The sequence below is a fragment of the Serratia sp. CY33525 genome, assembly GCF_052169115.1.
Lineage (GTDB): Bacteria > Pseudomonadota > Gammaproteobacteria > Enterobacterales > Enterobacteriaceae > Serratia > Serratia sarumanii.
This window is the reverse complement of record NZ_JBJNLK010000001.1, coordinates 878,900-895,987: the sequence shown is the minus strand read 5'-3', so window position 1 is coordinate 895,987 and position 17,088 is coordinate 878,900. Positions and strand designations below refer to the sequence as shown.

Genomic DNA, 17,088 nt, shown 5'->3' with positions numbered 1-17,088 from the left:
AAAACCCCGCCGGTCAGCGGGGTGGAAGGAGGGAAATTAACGCCGTTTTAAAGCCTGTTTAAACTTGTCGATATACCCCTTTAACGTCTTTCCCCCCGCGAAACTGGCGCTGCCGTCAAGGGTGTGGTGCATTCGCTCCGTCAGCTCGCGCTTGAGTGCCTGCTCATGGAACAGCTTCAACTGGCGGGCGGTGTAGTGCCGCAGATCGCCGAATCGGTGGCCGTGGTCGATGAGGCAGCCGAAGACCTCTCCCCAGGGGGCGGGTTTTGCAGCTGCTGCACCAGCCTGGTGAGCGCCGGGCGAATGGCGTTGCGGGTAAAAAAAGCCGCATTGACGCCCCACCAGGTGAGCAGCAGGCTTTCGCTATCGTCCCCAGTCAAACCGGCGACCCATTCGACGCTGCGGCCACAGGAGACCGCTACCGCCTGCAGCACCGCATCCCAGTTCGCCCCGAGTACGTCATACAGCTCATCAATCGACACATCGGCATCCGGCTTGGCGTTCATCGCATCCATGAACCCTTCGCTGATTGCCTTGAGCGGTTGACGGTGCTGCAGCTGCTCGGCCAGCGTGTACTCATGCACCGTGACTTGGACGCCGCAGACAGTCAGCGTCCGGTCAGGTATCAGGATGTTCAGCTCATCCGTCATCAGACGCTCCCAACGTGGATCACGCGCCCATAGCGGCCAAACTGGGCATCATCCGGCCGCTCAGTGTCCAACAGCACGGTCGCGGTGGTTTCCAGCCCAGGCAACGAGGTGTCGGTATTGATGAGGCTCAACGCCGACGCCGGGTCGTATTGCACGCGATACAGCTCAACGACGACGGCCGCGCCGTTCTCTGCCAGGTTGATCCCTTCGTAGCGCAGGAACAATTCATCGGGCGTTTGGGTGAATACCGAGGTGTTAACGCTGCTGGCGTGCGTATAGTTGACGCTAAGCGGCTGCGTGGCCGGCGTGGTCAGGAACTCCAGCGCGCCAAACTTGGCGTCGAGCTTGTAATCCGTCCCCTCGACCAAATCGGCGATCGTCACGGCGCTGACGTTCTGATGGTTCAGCGTGACACGGTCGCCAGCCTGAATGCCTGACGGCAGCGCTTCGCCGGTGATGGTGCCGGCCGGGACTGCCACTTTCTCGCCGTACAGCAAAATGGCCAGGTTGTCCGGCGAATGCTCATACCAGGTGGCCGTGACAGTGCCATCCTTGCCAGTGCTGATGCGGCGCACGGGCGCGCGTTGGCCGGTGTAGGACTCTTTGTGCGTGAATGAGTCCGTGGTGAGCGCAATCTGCAGCTCGCCCACATCACCAATCCAGCGCAGCGATACCGCCTGGCCCTGCGCATTGCGACGGCCGAGGAACACTTTGCCCTGGCCGTAGTAGTAAGTTTCTGGGGTCATTGTTCCTGTTCCTCGGTCGGTGAGTCGGCGGAGCCGGTCTCGGTTTTGGTTTTGCGGTTCACGCCCGCTTTTTTCGCGCCGGCGTGCTCAATCAGCCACTGTGCCGTTGCGTCGTCCACTTCCATCTCAGTGCCGGCAGCAAGCGCCACGCCCTGATGGGTGTGCGGGCCGGTCAGTACAATTCGCCTGGTCATCGATAGCCTCCAATCGCGGCGGGAACCTCCACATGAAACACCAGGGGGTAATAGCCATAGCCGGACTCGTACTGTGCCGGCAGGCTCTGATTGCTCCTGGCCAGCGGCCGGGTAACCCCTTCGAGCGGTGACCACCCAGCCAGTGCTTCGACGGTTTTCAACATCAGCGGGCCGGCTTCGGTGCTGATATCTGCGCCGAGGCCGCGACCGTCGGCGAAATACACGCAGATCACCACAGCCCAGAGCTGCGTCACGTACTGCAGCCGGCGCTGGCTGCCACCGGTGGCGGCCGTCGAGGTGTTGACGGTATCGCCCAGGTACATCACATACGCCATCGGGCATACCGGGTTGTCATCGTTCATCTGAGACAGCCCGGCGACGCCGGTCACCTCGACAAAGTCGGGTACGGCATCACGCAGCCGGCCAATCAGCAGCGGCTCGCAAAAGAGATAGTCGGTTACCACAGCCCATCCCTCCGGAACATGTTGCGCCCTGGCACAAATACCACGCTGTCGTCTGGCTCCAGTACCTGGCCGGCGTTGTCCAGCCCCAGCGATAACCGGCCAGACGCCACTTTTTCGAGCTGGCGGATGCGCTGGTTGTAACGGGTGGTCACCGGTGAATCGTCCCTGGGGTTCTGATACAGGTAATAGCGGGTGATATCGCTGGCGATACGCCGCAACGTGTCCGGCACGCTGGGGAGCGGCAGCAGGCCGCGCCCCTCCAGGTACATGTTGATTTCGGCGTCCGCATCCGCGATCGCCTTCTCCACAACGGCCGGGTCAATTTGCCCCGTTGCCGGGCGGGCGCGGTCGGAGATGCGGATGATTTCCTGCTCGCCGAAATCGTTCACCAGGTCAGCCTGCGTGCAGTACCCCATGATTACTCCTCAGCCGGGGTAAATGGCTTGATGCGCAAGAACGGATCGGCGGCCAGTGCCTTGAGCTGCTCATCGCTAAACAGCGAGAAGTCGTAGGGTTTTGGCTCGGAGGTGAACTCAACGCCGGCACGGAAACGCCGCCCGCTCGGCGAGCGCACCACCTGCACGGTAAACCAATGGGGTTTCGCATCGGTGCCGGTTTCGGTGTCATCACCTACAGCGGAACCCGCGCCGGTCTCGGTGCCATCGCCTGCAGCGGAACCCGTGCCGGTCTCGGTGCCATCGCCTACAGCGGAACCCGTGCCGGTCTCGGTGCCATTGCCAGCAGCGGAACCCGTGCCGGTCTCGGTGCCATCGCCTACAGCGGAACCTGCGCCGTTTTCGGTGCCGTCACCTGGCTTTTTTGTATCGTCCTTGACGTATTTTTCTTCCGCTTTCTTTTTGGTTGGGGTAGCCATAACAACATTCTCCCGCTACGCCCCGTAGGGCGTAGCGCTATCAGTGAGTGACGATCGGCTTAAATCAGCCAGGCCGTGTCCAGGATGTCGGACAGCTTGTAGTTCGGGTTGTCTTCGCCGCCGTTGATAGTGGCCACGCCAACAATCTTGCGCGCCGCTTCCGCCAGGGTCGGCGGCACAACGAGAAGATCGCCTTTGATGTTCAGCGGGCGACCGCCATCAGCCACCATGTTGCGCAGCAGCGTATAGGCTTCCTGGTAGTTCTCCGCCGTCAACGGCTTGGTGGACTTGACGCAGAACTGCCAGAAACCGAAGCCCACGGCCGACCGCGCACGCACGCCATACAGGAACTCATCGTTCATGAAGACATGATCGCTGGTGTCGTCACTGGTTTTGGCCTTGAGGTCGGGCTTGATGCGCTCCTGGAAAATCAGCGGCTTCAATGCGCGCTTGGTGCACATCAGATACCACGGGGCCGGACTGGCCGGGTCGGTGCCTGCCGGTTTCAGCAGGTTGCTGACCGGGGTGATCGTGCCGGTGCCGTCCACGTTCGCCGCAACTGGGTGCTCGGTATCAAAGAAGTTTTGGCCGTCGTAACAGAGCGAGGTCTCACCAGCCTTGAGCAGCGCAAAGATATGCTCATCCGGGTAAACACCTGCTGACCGGCCGGCTTCGGTCATCACAGGCAGATAGACGCCAACGCTGTCATCTTCAATCGCCGTGCGAGGCACACCCACGGTGGCTTCATACAGCTTGTTGGTGATGCCGTAACCGTCGGTTTTCATGTCCTTGATGATGCGAGCGCCGACCCATTCACGCATTTGCGGGAATTGACCCAACCAGGCGTAAATGTTGGTTGCCGTGGTCGATTTGATGACCGTGGCGATTTTGGTGTAGTCAGAATCGGCGACTTTCAGGCCGTCCTGGAATGCCTTGTTAAAGCTGACAAAAAGCGATTTCACCAGCGCAGGAGTGACGATAGCCATTATTGCATTTCCTTCTTGGCGGCGGCGTATTCAGCCGGGGTGAAGCCAGTCAACGCAGCAACTTCAAGCTCAGTTGCGGTTAACCCGTGAGTTTCGCCGGCAGGCGGTTTACCACCGGATTGCTGAGTGGTCAGTGCCGCGATCGGCGCAGCTGCCTTGATGTAGTTACGCAGAGCAGCAATGTCTTTCTTGCCCATCTCACGCGCCCATTCTTCCATCGTCGGCAGCAGCTTCCCGGAGGACAGCGCCTCGGTGATCAAGCCGTCCAGGTCGCCGCCATCAACGCGCGCGGTCAGCGCGGCTAACTGGGTCGTCAGGTCGTTGACCACGGCGATCGGCACATACTTGGTCGGATCAACAGTGGTGCCTTTGTTGGCGGTGGCGGCGACCGTCAGCGCGGCGATTTTGTCGTCCTTGCCTTTGACCGACGCCGACAGGGCGGTAAACATCGCCAACAACTTACTGAGGCTTGCGGCGGCCGCATCACCTTCATTTTCTTTCGGCATATCGCCGGCCGCCTGCTGCAGCGCGGCCAGGATATCGGCCTCGGTTGCATCATCGGCAAGGCCAAGCAGCTTGCGCAGCAGCTTTAACAGCTCTTCGTTCATGGTCTTCTCCGGGGAGGGTTGAGTTGATGCCTGCACGATGAGACGAGAGGCGGCCGCCAGGGCGACTTGATTCATGCCGTCCAGGGCGGGGTTATTGGTGAGCGCTGCATTCAACACCTGCAGCACCGCACCGGTTTTCTTGTCGTAGGCAAAGACGGGGCTGATATAGCGATACTCACCGCCGGCAATCATTTTGCGGGCGGTTTCCGTCCATTCGACGTTTTGGGCGAACATGCCCGCATCCGTCCAGACGGTATCGCTGCCTTTCCACCAACCGGCAGCGGGTGCCGGTTGACCGTTGCTTTCAGTCCGCAGGGTCTGGTGTTCGTAGTCGATGACGATTTTGTTTTGGCGTGACGACAGGTGCTCGATGACCTGGCGCGCCAGGCTCTCGTTGAGTACCCAGTTGGCACATTCTGCGGGGCGGCCATCATTTGCGCGGAACTCGCCGGCCGGGAACAACTGGATCGTGTTTCCGGTCAGGTTCAGCTCAAAGGCCAGGGATGCGACAGCAACGTTTCGTTTCATGCTGCCAATGTAACGGGATGGGAAAAACGGATTCAGGGGACGGGGTTCGTCACACTGTTTTTGAAGGGGAAAAGCGGTCTAGGCATCATACACCAATGCAACCCTTTTTAGACCCCTTTTAAAAACCTTCTGGCGCTGTTAGGGATTTTTTTGCGAGCCGTTGCACCTCAATCAGTGAACGGCCCGCAAAAAGCCGCTGAGGCGTTTTTAGCGGGACTTCATAAAGGCATCATTCAGCACGCCCATCACCGCTTCAAAGGCCGGCTTGTTGAGCTGCTGATTATCGGTCACCGGCAGGAACGGACGCGGACGGATCACGATGCTGTAATTGACGGCACGCGCGACGGCTTGCTTGTGGCTGCGCCTGGCGAACGTCGCCAGGTTGCCGCGCTTCACCAGATTACCCTGGCGGTCGGTGCGCAGCCGCACCTGGCCCTGGCGCTTGATGGTGCCGCCCAGGTGCTGAATGGCGGCGTAGACCAGGTTGGAGCCAATCTGGGCAAAGTCGTCACCGGAGGCCGGCGTGACCGATGCCGCCAGGCGGCCGGTCACCTGCAGGATTTTCCCTGGCCAGTGGCCGGCGCGGGAACGTGAGCGGATGGTGCTGGGCCTGAGTGAGGGCCAGCTGTTGGCGGGAAAACCCTGCTGCTCAAACATCTCCATGCTTTGGGCATGGAGCGTTTCGGCAACCCGCAGCATCAGGGGGCGGGGCTTCTCGACCACCTGCAGCAGCTGCTGCAGACGTTGGCTTACCGCTTTGTCATCGACGGTGACTTTGATATTGGCCATCAGCGTGCATCCTTCAAGACCGTGCCACGGCGGATTGTGGCATCGAGGGTTGACGCCTTCACAGGCGCAAAGGTGTTGACCACCAGACCCGCATCCAGCGTCGCCAGCCACCATTGTCCCTCATCGAGCTGGCGGAAAAGGTGCAGCAGCTCGCCGGCACGCACCGCGACGGTGGATGACTCGATAACCGTCTGCACGCTGGCCCATTGCTGCTGAGTCGGCAACGTGCCGGCACCGGCCTGGGCGGCAAGCTGGTGCTCAGCCAGCCAGGCAGTACGGCCAGCGGTGCCCAGCGTCGCCATCTCGCCGGCATCCAGCACGCCGGCGGCCAGTATCTCGCCGGTGCGGTTGCCCTGAGCGACATCGCTCAGCATATGAGTCAACTCCGGGCCGGCCAATCCCGCGCTGACATAGGGGCGCGACAGCTCCACATCGTACTTGTCCAGGTTGGCTTTCCACACCTCTTTGCCAGGGTTGATATCAAAGCCCACGTCGGGGAAGAAGGTCACCGACTGGCCATCCGGGCCGCTGAAACGCACACCGTTCACCGGGGTGAAGGTTGGGCGCCCGTTCTCGTCCTCGCCGGTCATCACCTGCTGGACAACTTCACTGTCGGTGCGCGAAATCACATAGCCCCGTTGTTTTACTTCTTGCTCGGTCAGCGCTTCAGCGCGGCAGCGGCAGTTAAAGCCGTTCGGCGGGAAGATGTACTGCCAAATCGGATCGAGGTAATGGAAGACACGGTTATGCAGCCGGGCATGGCTGGGACGGGTCTTTGCATCCATGACCGCCACATATCGCCAGTAGGGGCGGTATTCGGCGTTGGCCAGCATGGACTCATGGCGCGCCGACATGTAGGCCGCCTGGGTGTTGGTGCGGTAGATGGTATTGAGCCGGGCCGGGTTGCCGAGCTGGCGTGTGGTGATTTCGCCGGTATCGGTGTCGATATTTTCCTCGCTGCCCCACCAACCCTTTTTACGCAGTACCGGCTCCAGATTCTTGACGAACCATTCCGGCGTCTGGCCGGCGGCCAGGCCTTCGCGTAACCCGTTCACCAAATCCTGGGCAATATCCAGGCGGGCCAGATTGGCAAAGCCGAATGCGTGCGCATGATCCACTGCTTGCATGGCGTCGGCATCAGTTCGGATGCGTAGCCCCTTGTTCTCCAAGTAACGCAGCGCGGCTTCTGGCTTCATGCCGAACAGCGCGCTGATTTCTGCCTTTGATATTGGCATTACTGCCCCTCCTGCTGGGCATACAGGCCAATCAGGCGCGCGATGGTCTGCGTATCACCGAGGTTAGCCTGCAGTAAGGTCGGATCGAGTTGAGGGAACGCATCAGCCAGCGCACCCAGCAGGCTTTGCTCGTCCAATTCCCCGGACAACGCAGCGATAGCCGGCTGCAACATGGCAATCAGACCCTCAACGGGTTTATTGCCGCTTAACAGTGCCGTTAATGCCTCATCAATCCCGGTTTGCGTGTCATCCGCACCGGGTTTGCGGGTCAACGCGGCCACTAACGCGGCAATGACCTGGGAATTATAACTGCGTGCTGGCGTCGGCGCTGCCGGCGCGCCCAAATTAACCTGCACGGTGCGACTTGCCCCGACAGGTTCGGGTGCCTGGGGTTCAGGCACATTGAACTTGATGCGCGGTGTGCGGCGCGGGTCGGCGTTTGCCCGGCGGTTGAGCACCAGCAGCGGCCAGAATAGGTCGCTGCGTAGCGTCATGGCTAACTGACGGCTGTCTGACGAAAGAAGATCGTGACGCACTTCGTTGTGGATCACGCCCAGCGCATTGGTTGATGTCTTGCCGTCGGCCTGCGTGGTCAGCGTACCGCCCAGAATGGCCTTGGACATGGACTTTTCCGCCCACTCTGCCAACGCCATAAACGGCTCATGCGAGCTGTTCGACGCCTGATGCAGGGTGATTTCCATCTCCTTGGGGATAATACCGCCGGCATAGCGTCCCAGCTCGGTGACGGCCCGCATCAGCTCGTTTTTCTCTTTCTTGCCGATGCCCTCCGGATATTTACCGATACGCAGCGGGATACCGTAGATCTCCAGCAGCTCCGCCAGGCTCTGAGTGCCGAAGTTGCGGCACACATACGGCCAGGACAGGGTACGCAACAGCCCCGCACGCGCAACATAGCCGCTGCGCGACTTGTGGCGGTGCTGTATCCAGCCGAACGGCTGCAACGGCGCGCCCATGCCGTCATCGGTTCGCAGCAGCAGCTGATCCTGATTGTCCCGCGCTAGTTCGAACCAGGACGCCGGCCGGTGGTTAAACGCCTTCGGGAACCACTCGCGGCCAAGCTGTTGCCATTCAATCTCGATATTGCTGAACCCCTGGCCGATGGCGTCGAGCATATCGATGATCAAATCCTCCCAGCCGTCTTGCTCGGTGATGTACTCCGCCAGCCAGGCCGCATCCGCTTGCTCTGCCGGTGTGGCATTGGGCGGCGGCGTGATTTCGTGCGGAATGGTCAGCAGCGCGCGCTTGCGCTTTTGCATCTCGGCAAACAAATGGGCGTCCCGTTCTTCCATATCGGTGAACAGGTCGGCCTGGGCCTGCAGGTTGCCCAGCTCGGCCTCGTTGAGAATTTGCTCCAGGCGTTGGGGCGTCAACCGCTGGCTGGGGTGCTCGGCATACAGACCGGCCAGTGCAGCCACGTGGGAGGACTGCGGCTCACGCAGCACATCGCGGCGGATCGGTTTCCCGTTGACATCGACAATTTGAACCATTTTTTTCACCATAAACCGCGACCGCCGTAGTCCGGCTCGTCGTCATCATCAAGAAAATGATCGCCGCCGTACCGGGACGCCTCCCGGCGCGGTATCGGCTCCCAGGCGAACGAACCTGCGCCGCGGCTAACGGCAATCATCCAAAGTAGCTGCAGCGCCGACAGGCCGTCATAGTGGTGACCGGTCTGCGGCTCTGGCCAGGTCTCCAGCTCCGACAGCAACAGCGTCAGACCTGGGTTGAACAAAATAGAGGGGTTGAGCTGGTCGTTGATGTACGGCTCCAGCCCTTCGACGCGCACTTCCAGCGGCACTTTGGCCGTCACACCCACGAGCGGCAGCGCCACGCTCTGGCGCAGCGCATTTTTGATGAACGTCGAGCGCGAGTGCTCGTAGGCGTTGTTGTTCTCAAAGCCGATGGCCAGGCACCTGAATTGCCGCTGCATCGCTATCAGATCGGCTTCCAGTTTGGACGGTACACGTCGCTTGATCTCCGCTTCCATCACATGCAGCCGGCTGCGCTGCTTGTCCCAGCCACCCACAAGAATTGCCGAGGGGTCGCTGGTCTCACCCTGGCCCATAGAGGGGTCACAGGCACCGAAAATCAGCCAGTCGCGCCAGCGCTGGGTAAAGAACTGGATGTTGATAAACGTCCGGTCTTCGTCCGTGCGCGGGTCGCCCTGCATTTCGGTGGCAAATGCCTTGCCGTTCTTGGCGCGCTGACGCATCAACCAGTAGAGGGTACGCACCGCCGGCCAGCTGGTGACCGCGCCATCATCCATCTGCACCTGATGCGCCAGGTAGAACTTGTAAGACGGCAGCTTGTCCTGGGGAAGATCAAGGCCCAGCTCGGCCGCCTGTTCCTCGGCGCGCTTGTCGTCGTTGAGCATCTTCTCCTGGCACTGTTCCCACAAATCCATGTGCGTGGGCAGCGTCACGATGGCGCGGAAGTGGTGAACCACATGGCCAATGGTGCGCTTGGCTCGGCTGATAGGGTCGTCTTTGTTAAGCACGGTGCCGACGCCCAGGTATTTTACAGAGCCGTCCGGCGGCCCCAGGTATTCGATGGCCTTTGAAATCCAGTTCCAGCGGTTTTCGCGCTCGGTCGGGGATTTGGCCTCGGCATCGGTGATCAGGTCATCGCCCAGCAGCAATTTGGGGCGGCTGGCCCCGTGGAACGTACCACGGATAGCCTGCTCGGCACCGAACGCCTCGACCTTCACGCCGGTGCGGGTAGTGAACTCGCCAATCTTCCATTGTCCGCTGCGGCCGCAGACCTCCGGGAAATCCAGCATCAGCGCCGCATTCATGGTCAATTCGGTTTTGACCACCTCCAGCAGCTTGGTCGGCAGTTTGGTCTCCGCGCCGAGCAAGATGATGTAGTCGATGAAGGCCGGCCGCTCGTCGGTGAAGCCGAGCGCCGCGCGAACGTCGTCATGCTGATGCAACCCCTGAACGGCACACCAGACCGGGCCGATTTTGGTCAGCAGCGAGGATTTGGCTTCACCACGCGGGGCAATCCACCATTCGACTGCGCCGCCGGGGCGCGTCAGCAGTTGCGGAAAGCGCGTGCAAAAATGCGCATGGAACAGGGATTGCTCGCCCCGGATGTGATGCGGGAAATAGGTGTAGGCAAAAAACGTGAAGTCGCCGGACAGCACCCTGCGCCGGCGGGCGTTGATGGCCTCCGGCGAGGTGTCAAGCCCAGTGCTGTGCGCCTGGATATCGGCCCGCAATGCGTGCTTGAGCATTGCCAGCTCTTTGAGAAAGTCACGCCCGCTTAATTGGCTCATATTGCCTCTTGGTGGAAAGGCTCCGGTAAGTGCTAAGATCCGTTTGCCACAACATCACTTATCACACCGGAGCCAAAACTATGTCTAAAACGGAACAGAATATTGAAATTGCTCAACTTGCTGTCGAACTGCTTAAAGCTATGCAACATTCTTCGTCTAACCGATGCTACGAGGGAATATCTGAAGCAACCGATGTTTTATATCCCCCAATAATCGATGTGTTTGATGCCCTTTATAATCGATTAAAAGCGCAATTAACCGAAGACTGATTAACACAATTTGCGGCCCCTCTGGGGCTGCAAATCATCTGCATAACCAGCCACATAGCATCGCCTTGAATAAGCAAATACAGCTCTTCATCACTCAATCCTGAACGGATTAAATCAACGACCTTACGCGCCAATGCATCTTTTTCCTGCAGGTGTTTCACGATATTGCCTTTGTCGTTACCCATGATTGACCTCTCGTTGCGAAGTGTCGGCGGCACTGGCGATATTTACCTCATCCACCAACTGCGCCAGGCGCGCCCAGGCGGTCTGTCCGTGACTCTGTTCAGCCAACGCAATGCGCCCGTCACTCAACAGCACTTTGACCTGGCGATTACTGTCAATGTGCATGTCGTCAATTGCGCTGTAGGCAACGTAATGGTCGCTTGCCAGGCGGATCATCCTAGCCATAAATCCTCTCTATCTCTTTGCCGAACCCCTCCAGCAGGTCGCCGAACGGCTGCAACTGCTGGGGGTGATTGTCTTTGATGTACGCGGCCAGCAGTTGGATCACTTCCAGCGCGATGGCCAGGCGGGACACCTCCGGCATGGCTCGCTTGCTGCTGGCGACAGCCTTGTTGAAGGCATCCGACAGGCTGGCCAGCAGCTTCACGCGGTCTTCCGGCTTAATGTCCACATCGTCATAGGCCAGCTTGTCCATGGTGGTTTTGAACTGCACCACCAGGCCGGTGAACATGGCCAGGGTTAGCTCCTCCAGGCCGCCGCCGGCGAGCATACGCGCGCCGCGCAGCGTCTCCCAATCGTCGCCGGCGGCTTTGCTGTCGTTCTTCCAGCGTTGCGCCGTCCCGTAAGAGACACCGCACTGCACGGCCGCCACCTCCAGTGAGAGGCCGTCGAATACATAGGCCCGGCGTAACCGGTCGCGCGTCTCTGGCGGGTATGCCATCAGCCAACCCCCAGTTTTGCCTTGATCAACATAATCGTGGTGTACACGAGGCCGCCGCTGACGCTGCCGGTGATCGCACCGGCGATAGCACCCTGGCGGATGGCCGAGGACTTGACGTCATCCAGGCTGCTCTCCATTCGCGCCAGGCGCTGATTGATTTCAGACAGCAACGCCATTTCGGCAGACGTTGCCGGCCCCCGGCGGTAGCGCGATGCGCGTCGGCCCATGATTAGCTCCTTTTATCCGCTTTGCGGTCTAGTTTCTGGTCGATGTGCTCGACGCTGCGTTTTACATCCTTCAACAAGTCCAGTAACTGGTCATTGTTTCGCTGTGCATCGTCCCGGCGCTGGTATTCCGTGCGGATGGCCTGGAGGCCATTACGCAGGTCTTTCAGCTCGGCAAACAGATATTTAAAAAGAAAACCGAACAGCCCCATCAACAGGGTCATTGCGATGTTAAACGCCATTTCAAGGGTCATTGTTCCCTCCCGGCGTACCATTGGTTAAGTTGCTGCAGCTGAGCCTCTAAGGACTGACACCAGGCGCCATAGTCGGCGCTGTGCCGGATGAGACCACCGGCGGAGAGTCCGCCTGCGCGGCTGGAGGCTTCGGTGGAATGGTCAGCAAGGCCGCCGGCGGGGTTGGGCAACTGTTGACCACAATCGGCATAGCCGAGGGCGGCGTTGTAGAGGCACAGCCCGCGAGGGCCAATGCCGGTAAAGCCCACATCGTTTTTAACCGCATCGTCGATCGCCTTCTTGAGTTTGTCTTTCGTTGCCTGCAGGTGAGATTGGCTCTGCTGCAGTTCACGGGAGAGCTTGGCGCCGAGCTGCTGCGCCGCCTGCAGCTCACGCAGCGCTTTAGCCATGGCCAGGGCGTGCTGCTCGGCCTTCTGGCGCAGCGTTTCATTCAGCGCAGACTTATCCGCAGCCAACTGGCCGATGGTGTTGTGGGCTTTCGTCAGGTCGCCCTGCAGTTGAGCGCGGCCGGCAGATTGCCCCAGGTAATACGCACCAACGCCGACGCCGAGCGCCAGCAGATAGGAGAGAAAATGGGTTTGCAGGTGACTAAGCACCAGTCTGAGGGTTAACAGCATCGCCCACCTCCAGCTTGGCCTTGTCTCGCTTGATGGCGGCGAATTTCGACGCCTGAGACTGGAAAACGAACGCGCCCAGGTAGGCGGCCAGGTGCCACTCTTCCAAGTGACCGGTCACCGTAACCCAGACAATCACGAACGATGCCACCAGGAACGCACCCAACACCATGGTGTCCGAGGTGGACAAGCGGCCGGTGGCCGGATTGGTGATGAGTTCGCCCAGGCGGCGCAACAGCGTGCTTATCAGCGCGGACATAAGGCGGCCTCGGCATCTTTCAGACGGGCCAGGCGGTCATCCATCCCCAACATCCCGCTGTTGATCCGGCGCGTCAGCCCCTTGAAATCACCGCTATCGGCGTAGTTGTTGAGATTGTTCGACCACCAGAAGAACGCGGCAGAGCGGGCCGCAGGCAGCGGCTGCAGCAGCAAGTCAGGACTACCGAGCAGATCAAGCCCCAGGGCATTGCCGGCGGCGCGGTAATTGTTCTTGAAGGTGGTTTGAATCAGCCCACGGCCACGATAGCGCCAGCCGTCCCCGGATGACTCCGGGCCATTGCCGCCCCGGTTGGCGTAGGCACGGTTGGCCAGCTTCTCCGGGCGGCGAACGTAGCCGCGTGCAAACTCGATTTCGTCCGGATCAACTACGCCGTCGCCATCGAGATCAAAGCCGGTGCGAAAGAGGGTCGCAATACGGCGGGCGTCGGTGTAGTAGAGGCTTTCGGACAGCGAAGTGAAACTGTTGCTCTCATGGCCAACCTGCGCCAGAAACGCCGCCTGGCGTTTGGGGGTATCAATGCCAAACTCAGCCATCGCTGACGTGATAGGCGCGTGCCAGCGTGACACATTGGCGGGGGTTAACCTGGCTGCACGGCGTAACTGTTCGGGGGTAATCATAAAAAAGCACCATCCGGTGAAAGATGGTGCCAGTATGATTAAAACGGAGTTTTTCAAAGCGGGGACGGTGTTCGTCACCCTTTGATATCAGGCAAATTTACTATAACAGATCTAATTGCTGTGACGATACCTGTCGCTCAGCCAACAGCTTTTGCGCCCAGCGGTCGGTCACGCCGTATTTGGGGCAAAGCGTAATCCGCGCAAAGCGGGAGCTTTCACCAGCCGCCACCAGGGCGTTGTGCTCGTCGATGAAACGACGGTTACGCCACTCGCGCAACGCGCTGTCACAGCGCGGAATGTACAGCGGTTCGCTGCCAAAGTGTTTTTCAATCACCTTTGCCGTCTCCTTTCCCAAGAGTTCGACCAGCAGCTCGCCGCGCCGGTTGCCCTTTTTACGCACGGACTTGCCGACCTTGAAGGTGATGCCGCCCAGATGGCTTATCATTTCCTCGGTCTTGGCGTAGCCAATCAGTGAGATCAGCTCAATGACCACCGACGGCAACAGCGCTTCAACCTGGCTTAAATCGGGCTTGATCTCGTTAAATTTCATGATGGCTTACTCCTGTTTTTGCGGCGTTTGGCGTCGATGATCAGCGCCTTCATTACCGCAGACAGCTGCTCGACGGTCAGCCACTCCAGCACATGCTGCTGGTACATGTGCGCCGCCAGCCCCTCGGCGTAGTTCCAGGGGCGCTTGGCCTCGGCCAGCAGCGCCTCAATCTTGGCCAGAATGGCTTCGCGTGAGCGGGCAACCTTCGGCCGGCGTCCGTGACGGGCGGTTTTGCGGGGGAACCCCTGCTGATGCAGGTACTCGCGGACGCGTTGCAGCTCATCCAGCGAGCACTGCCGGCATGAGGTTTTACCGTCGGTGACCCTGGCAATCATCTGGCGATAGGTGTCGTCATCCATCCCGAGGAACGCCTGGCCGGCTTTGATGGCCCCGATGAGGCCTTTCGCATTAGGTGTCATACCAAACTCCCGTACACTTTGGGGCGGTCAACCGTCGCCCACTGGATCTCTTTCTCGTCGTAGACCTGGTAAGAGCCGCTGTCCCACTGCACGCCGTAACGAAATCGCTCATCCGGCATTGGAAACACGTTGAGAACAACGCCCCGGCCTGGCCGGGGTGGCAACTTAACCACGCTGCCCTTGGGGTACTTCATGGAAGGCCTCCAGCGGCTCCAGACGGTAGACGGAAACGCCGCCAATCTTGCCCTCGACCCGCACCACGGTCTTACCGTTCTGCAGGTGCCAGGCCACCGAGCGCGTCACCACTTCTTCGCAGTCAGGCACGCCGACAACGGGGTAGTAGCGAAACCGCGAACCCACTGGAAAACGCCGGTTAAAGTCTTTGGCGCTGGTTTTACGCAGGACATTTTTCATGGTGTTGCATCCCCAAATATCTCTTGCCGGCGTTGCTCAACCCGGATGCGCCACAGCTCATTAAATCGGGCAATGAACAGTTGGCGTGCCTGGCGTGGGTTAAGTGGGTGGATGGCAAACTCATCAGTCGGCGCGATGCCGTCCAAAATCTCCCACTTGTCGCCATCATCAATGCCCAGGTCGCGCCGTTCGGTCGCCAGCATGACCAGATCCGCGTGCTTAACCTCGGGGCTATGCTCCAGCGGCAGCCCAAACAAAGAGCGGATTACGTTATCGACCGATGCCTCAATGTCGCGGTAGTCCGGCAGCAGTTCCTTGAGCGGTGCCGGGATATCCTGGCAGTAGGCTTCTGAGGCATCGTGCAGCAGAGCCTCCAGCGCCAATTCCGGCGGCACCAGGCGACTGACCAGAACGGAATGCTGCGCCACGCTGTAGAAATCATCCAAATGACCGGCAAAGCGGCAGATGTTCGACAGCGCTTGCGCGATGTCGTCGATCTCAATCGCATCCTGGCTGATGGCTTGATAATAAAAATGGTGGCCGCTGTGAGTGCGGATATACGGGTATTTGGCCGACTGCAGCTTGATCTCGACGCAGTTCGTCAGCAGATCGGCATCCAGCATGGCATCGGCCATGTTGTAGGCTGATTTAGCCATATCGGCATAATCGGCCCAGGCTCCGGTATTCAGGCCGCTAATCACCAGCGCCTGCATAGCTGCTCTGGCGAATTGCTGGCGAATGTTCAGGGTTTCATTTTTCATCGGTAGTTCTCCGGATATAGAGTGCATTAACTTCGAGTTCACAATCCCCCCTCATAATGTTTTCTTTTTTCGAAACTCACCCAACTGCGAACTGTTCTGTCATTGAGTTCTAATTTTTCGGCTATCATTTTTGACGTCAGCCCAACGTCAGATAGTTTTCTTGCCAGCTCAACCTCGTCCTTCCCATATCGGCAAAATAAGTGTCGCTCACCGAAAGGACGGCCCGGTTGTATTCCATTGCTGCGCATAGTTGTGCGAATGGTATCTTCCGTTCTCCCCAAAAACTCAGCGATTTCCCTTTGCGACATTACTTGTCTTTTATCCCGCATGAACTTAATTTCCCACTCTTCAAATTTTTTGTGGCATTGATAAAGTTCAACTCCGTACTTAATGGCCTTTCTTCTTAACGTGCTGACGTGGCATTGCAGCAGCGCCGCCAATTTTGGTGCGGGAATTTTGGGTCCAAGCCTGAACAAAAGAGCAACTCGGATTGGATGCCATTGTTTGATTTTTACCTTATACATCATCCATGGATGCGCCTCGCGTTTGTATATATAACGCGTTTGAGGAATGTTCATTGGAACCTCCAGAGTTTTTTATGGCGTTCCACTGCCTGTTTCATCGCGACACGCTCACCATTGGTGTGAACCTTGTTGCCGCGTGGGTCATAGAACTGAAAGCGCGAACGTACAGGCAAACGCGGATATTCGATCACCGTGGCTTTATTGGTCAGGTGATAAATACGCTTGGCACCATCATCCTGATGTTGGCAGCCAGAAACCGACAAAAAGGTTGTTAGTGTCATGCGCCAATCCCTCCCCAATTACGATGAATATTACCGGCAGCTTTAATCGGGTCATTGTTCCACCAAGCACCGGACATGTACTTACGCACTTCCTCTCGCCCGGCCAACACGCTAATTTCAATTCCTGGCCGCACGTTCTTAAAGAAAGCCCGCGCGAAAAGGTATTTATTGGCAATGGCTGATGGCTTTAATGGTTTACGTTTGGGGAATATCATTGGCCATCCCTCACTACGGTAAAACCAGCGGCTTGGATGGCTTCGACGGCCTCATCAGCCTTTATCATCTTGTCGGATAACTTGCCGTCGCTGACAAGATAGACTGTTGGCAACCGCACTGGCACAGCCAGCCTGGCCTCCAATAATTGGGCATAATCGCTGATACCTTTTGCCGTCCAACTGCCATCAATAGCTGCCTGCGGCAACCCTTGAAGCACCAATTCCAACTCGGTAACCCGCGCAGCCAAATTATCCCGCTGCGTTTTTACGGCGAGGTGGTCTTGATATTCCATATATGCGCCGTCGGGTGTTTCACGCATAAACGCCATTTCGTGTGACATATGCATTGAACAATCTGGGGTAAACCGTTTCATTTCGCTTACCCCTTAA

29 protein-coding genes are annotated in these 17,088 nt (G+C 58.8%); all 29 read right to left on the bottom strand.

Translation table 11 applies throughout. The features are described from left to right. Positions 1-176: 176 nt before the first annotated feature. Complete coding sequence (locus ACJ8IM_RS04330; RefSeq protein ID WP_308317446.1) at positions 177-650, bottom strand: DUF6631 family protein; 474 nt, start codon at positions 648-650, stop codon at positions 177-179. Then, positions 650-1,396, bottom strand: coding sequence for a hypothetical protein (locus ACJ8IM_RS04325; protein ID WP_308317445.1), 747 nt, complete (start codon positions 1,394-1,396; stop codon positions 650-652). The genes ACJ8IM_RS04330 and ACJ8IM_RS04325 overlap by 1 nt, the downstream gene beginning before the upstream one ends. Further along, positions 1,393-1,590 (bottom strand): DUF7210 family protein, encoded by a 198-nt coding sequence (locus tag ACJ8IM_RS04320; protein ID WP_060417720.1) that lies wholly within the window; start codon positions 1,588-1,590, stop codon positions 1,393-1,395. The genes ACJ8IM_RS04325 and ACJ8IM_RS04320 overlap by 4 nt, the downstream gene beginning before the upstream one ends. Continuing rightward, positions 1,587-2,054, bottom strand: a complete 468-nt coding sequence (locus ACJ8IM_RS04315) for a phage tail terminator protein (protein ID WP_308317444.1) — start codon at positions 2,052-2,054, stop codon at positions 1,587-1,589. The genes ACJ8IM_RS04320 and ACJ8IM_RS04315 overlap by 4 nt, the downstream gene beginning before the upstream one ends. Further along, entirely contained in the window at positions 2,048-2,470 is a 423-nt protein-coding gene (locus ACJ8IM_RS04310) for a gp436 family protein (protein ID WP_308317443.1), read from the bottom strand. The genes ACJ8IM_RS04315 and ACJ8IM_RS04310 overlap by 7 nt, the downstream gene beginning before the upstream one ends. A 2-nt stretch (positions 2,471-2,472) precedes the next feature. Next, positions 2,473-2,928, bottom strand: coding sequence for a hypothetical protein (locus ACJ8IM_RS04305; protein ID WP_308317442.1), 456 nt, complete (start codon positions 2,926-2,928; stop codon positions 2,473-2,475). A gap of 59 nt (positions 2,929-2,987) precedes the next feature. Further along, on the bottom strand, positions 2,988-3,914 hold the full coding sequence (locus ACJ8IM_RS04300; protein ID WP_094859841.1) for a Mu-like prophage major head subunit gpT family protein: 927 nt from the start codon (positions 3,912-3,914) through the stop codon (positions 2,988-2,990). Beyond that, on the bottom strand, positions 3,914-5,050 hold the full coding sequence (locus ACJ8IM_RS04295; RefSeq protein ID WP_308317441.1) for a phage protease: 1,137 nt from the start codon (positions 5,048-5,050) through the stop codon (positions 3,914-3,916). Before ACJ8IM_RS04295 ends, ACJ8IM_RS04300 begins: the two co-directional genes overlap by 1 nt. A 207-nt stretch (positions 5,051-5,257) precedes the next feature. Beyond that, positions 5,258-5,839, bottom strand: coding sequence for a phage virion morphogenesis protein (locus ACJ8IM_RS04290; protein ID WP_308317440.1), 582 nt, complete (start codon positions 5,837-5,839; stop codon positions 5,258-5,260). Further along, positions 5,839-7,074: a phage head morphogenesis protein gene (locus tag ACJ8IM_RS04285; RefSeq protein ID WP_308317439.1), complete on the bottom strand. Its 1,236-nt coding sequence runs from the start codon at positions 7,072-7,074 to the stop codon at positions 5,839-5,841. Before ACJ8IM_RS04285 ends, ACJ8IM_RS04290 begins: the two co-directional genes overlap by 1 nt. Next, the gene (locus tag ACJ8IM_RS04280; protein ID WP_308317438.1) at positions 7,074-8,582 is read right to left on the bottom strand and encodes a DUF935 domain-containing protein; all 1,509 of its coding nucleotides are present in this window, start codon (positions 8,580-8,582) and stop codon (positions 7,074-7,076) included. Before ACJ8IM_RS04280 ends, ACJ8IM_RS04285 begins: the two co-directional genes overlap by 1 nt. Positions 8,583-8,587: 5 nt before the next feature. Continuing rightward, a complete protein-coding gene (locus ACJ8IM_RS04275) occupies positions 8,588-10,372 on the bottom strand; it encodes a hypothetical protein (protein ID WP_308317437.1) in 1,785 nt (594 codons plus the stop codon). A gap of 232 nt (positions 10,373-10,604) precedes the next feature. After that, positions 10,605-10,826 (bottom strand): hypothetical protein, encoded by a 222-nt coding sequence (locus ACJ8IM_RS04270; RefSeq protein ID WP_308317436.1) that lies wholly within the window; start codon positions 10,824-10,826, stop codon positions 10,605-10,607. After that, entirely contained in the window at positions 10,819-11,040 is a 222-nt protein-coding gene (locus tag ACJ8IM_RS04265) for a hypothetical protein (RefSeq protein WP_308317435.1), read from the bottom strand. The genes ACJ8IM_RS04270 and ACJ8IM_RS04265 overlap by 8 nt, the downstream gene beginning before the upstream one ends. 1 nt (position 11,041) lies before the next feature. After that, on the bottom strand, positions 11,042-11,545 hold the full coding sequence (locus ACJ8IM_RS04260; RefSeq protein ID WP_040175202.1) for a DUF1804 family protein: 504 nt from the start codon (positions 11,543-11,545) through the stop codon (positions 11,042-11,044). Further along, complete coding sequence (locus ACJ8IM_RS04255) at positions 11,545-11,772, bottom strand: hypothetical protein (RefSeq protein WP_040175205.1); 228 nt, start codon at positions 11,770-11,772, stop codon at positions 11,545-11,547. Before ACJ8IM_RS04255 ends, ACJ8IM_RS04260 begins: the two co-directional genes overlap by 1 nt. 2 nt (positions 11,773-11,774) lie before the next feature. Then, a complete protein-coding gene (locus ACJ8IM_RS04250; protein WP_060435865.1) occupies positions 11,775-12,023 on the bottom strand; it encodes a hypothetical protein in 249 nt (82 codons plus the stop codon). Beyond that, a complete protein-coding gene (locus ACJ8IM_RS04245) occupies positions 12,020-12,640 on the bottom strand; it encodes a hypothetical protein (RefSeq protein WP_308317434.1) in 621 nt (206 codons plus the stop codon). Before ACJ8IM_RS04245 ends, ACJ8IM_RS04250 begins: the two co-directional genes overlap by 4 nt. Next, positions 12,612-12,896 (bottom strand): hypothetical protein, encoded by a 285-nt coding sequence (locus ACJ8IM_RS04240; RefSeq protein WP_060417809.1) that lies wholly within the window; start codon positions 12,894-12,896, stop codon positions 12,612-12,614. Before ACJ8IM_RS04240 ends, ACJ8IM_RS04245 begins: the two co-directional genes overlap by 29 nt. Continuing rightward, complete coding sequence (locus tag ACJ8IM_RS04235) at positions 12,884-13,534, bottom strand: glycoside hydrolase family 19 protein (RefSeq protein WP_282677133.1); 651 nt, start codon at positions 13,532-13,534, stop codon at positions 12,884-12,886. The genes ACJ8IM_RS04240 and ACJ8IM_RS04235 overlap by 13 nt, the downstream gene beginning before the upstream one ends. A 100-nt stretch (positions 13,535-13,634) precedes the next feature. Beyond that, positions 13,635-14,084 carry a Mor transcription activator family protein gene (locus ACJ8IM_RS04230; RefSeq protein WP_040175214.1) on the bottom strand — a complete coding sequence of 150 codons (450 nt, stop codon included), beginning with the start codon at positions 14,082-14,084 and terminating at the stop codon, positions 13,635-13,637. After that, entirely contained in the window at positions 14,081-14,503 is a 423-nt protein-coding gene (locus ACJ8IM_RS04225; protein ID WP_040175216.1) for a gp16 family protein, read from the bottom strand. Before ACJ8IM_RS04225 ends, ACJ8IM_RS04230 begins: the two co-directional genes overlap by 4 nt. Continuing rightward, positions 14,500-14,622 (bottom strand): hypothetical protein, encoded by a 123-nt coding sequence (locus tag ACJ8IM_RS04220; protein WP_268257841.1) that lies wholly within the window; start codon positions 14,620-14,622, stop codon positions 14,500-14,502. Before ACJ8IM_RS04220 ends, ACJ8IM_RS04225 begins: the two co-directional genes overlap by 4 nt. A 46-nt stretch (positions 14,623-14,668) precedes the next feature. Beyond that, a complete protein-coding gene (locus ACJ8IM_RS04215; protein WP_060417735.1) occupies positions 14,669-14,917 on the bottom strand; it encodes a hypothetical protein in 249 nt (82 codons plus the stop codon). Then, entirely contained in the window at positions 14,914-15,540 is a 627-nt protein-coding gene (locus ACJ8IM_RS04210) for an HD family hydrolase (RefSeq protein WP_230202068.1), read from the bottom strand. Before ACJ8IM_RS04210 ends, ACJ8IM_RS04215 begins: the two co-directional genes overlap by 4 nt. A 176-nt stretch (positions 15,541-15,716) precedes the next feature. Then, on the bottom strand, positions 15,717-16,256 hold the full coding sequence (locus tag ACJ8IM_RS04205) for a hypothetical protein (RefSeq protein ID WP_308317433.1): 540 nt from the start codon (positions 16,254-16,256) through the stop codon (positions 15,717-15,719). Then, entirely contained in the window at positions 16,253-16,483 is a 231-nt protein-coding gene (locus tag ACJ8IM_RS04200) for a hypothetical protein (protein WP_072270394.1), read from the bottom strand. The genes ACJ8IM_RS04205 and ACJ8IM_RS04200 overlap by 4 nt, the downstream gene beginning before the upstream one ends. Then, positions 16,480-16,698: a hypothetical protein gene (locus tag ACJ8IM_RS04195; protein ID WP_072270395.1), complete on the bottom strand. Its 219-nt coding sequence runs from the start codon at positions 16,696-16,698 to the stop codon at positions 16,480-16,482. Before ACJ8IM_RS04195 ends, ACJ8IM_RS04200 begins: the two co-directional genes overlap by 4 nt. Next, complete coding sequence (locus tag ACJ8IM_RS04190; protein ID WP_154640435.1) at positions 16,695-17,072, bottom strand: hypothetical protein; 378 nt, start codon at positions 17,070-17,072, stop codon at positions 16,695-16,697. The genes ACJ8IM_RS04195 and ACJ8IM_RS04190 overlap by 4 nt, the downstream gene beginning before the upstream one ends. Positions 17,073-17,088: the final 16 nt, after the last annotated feature.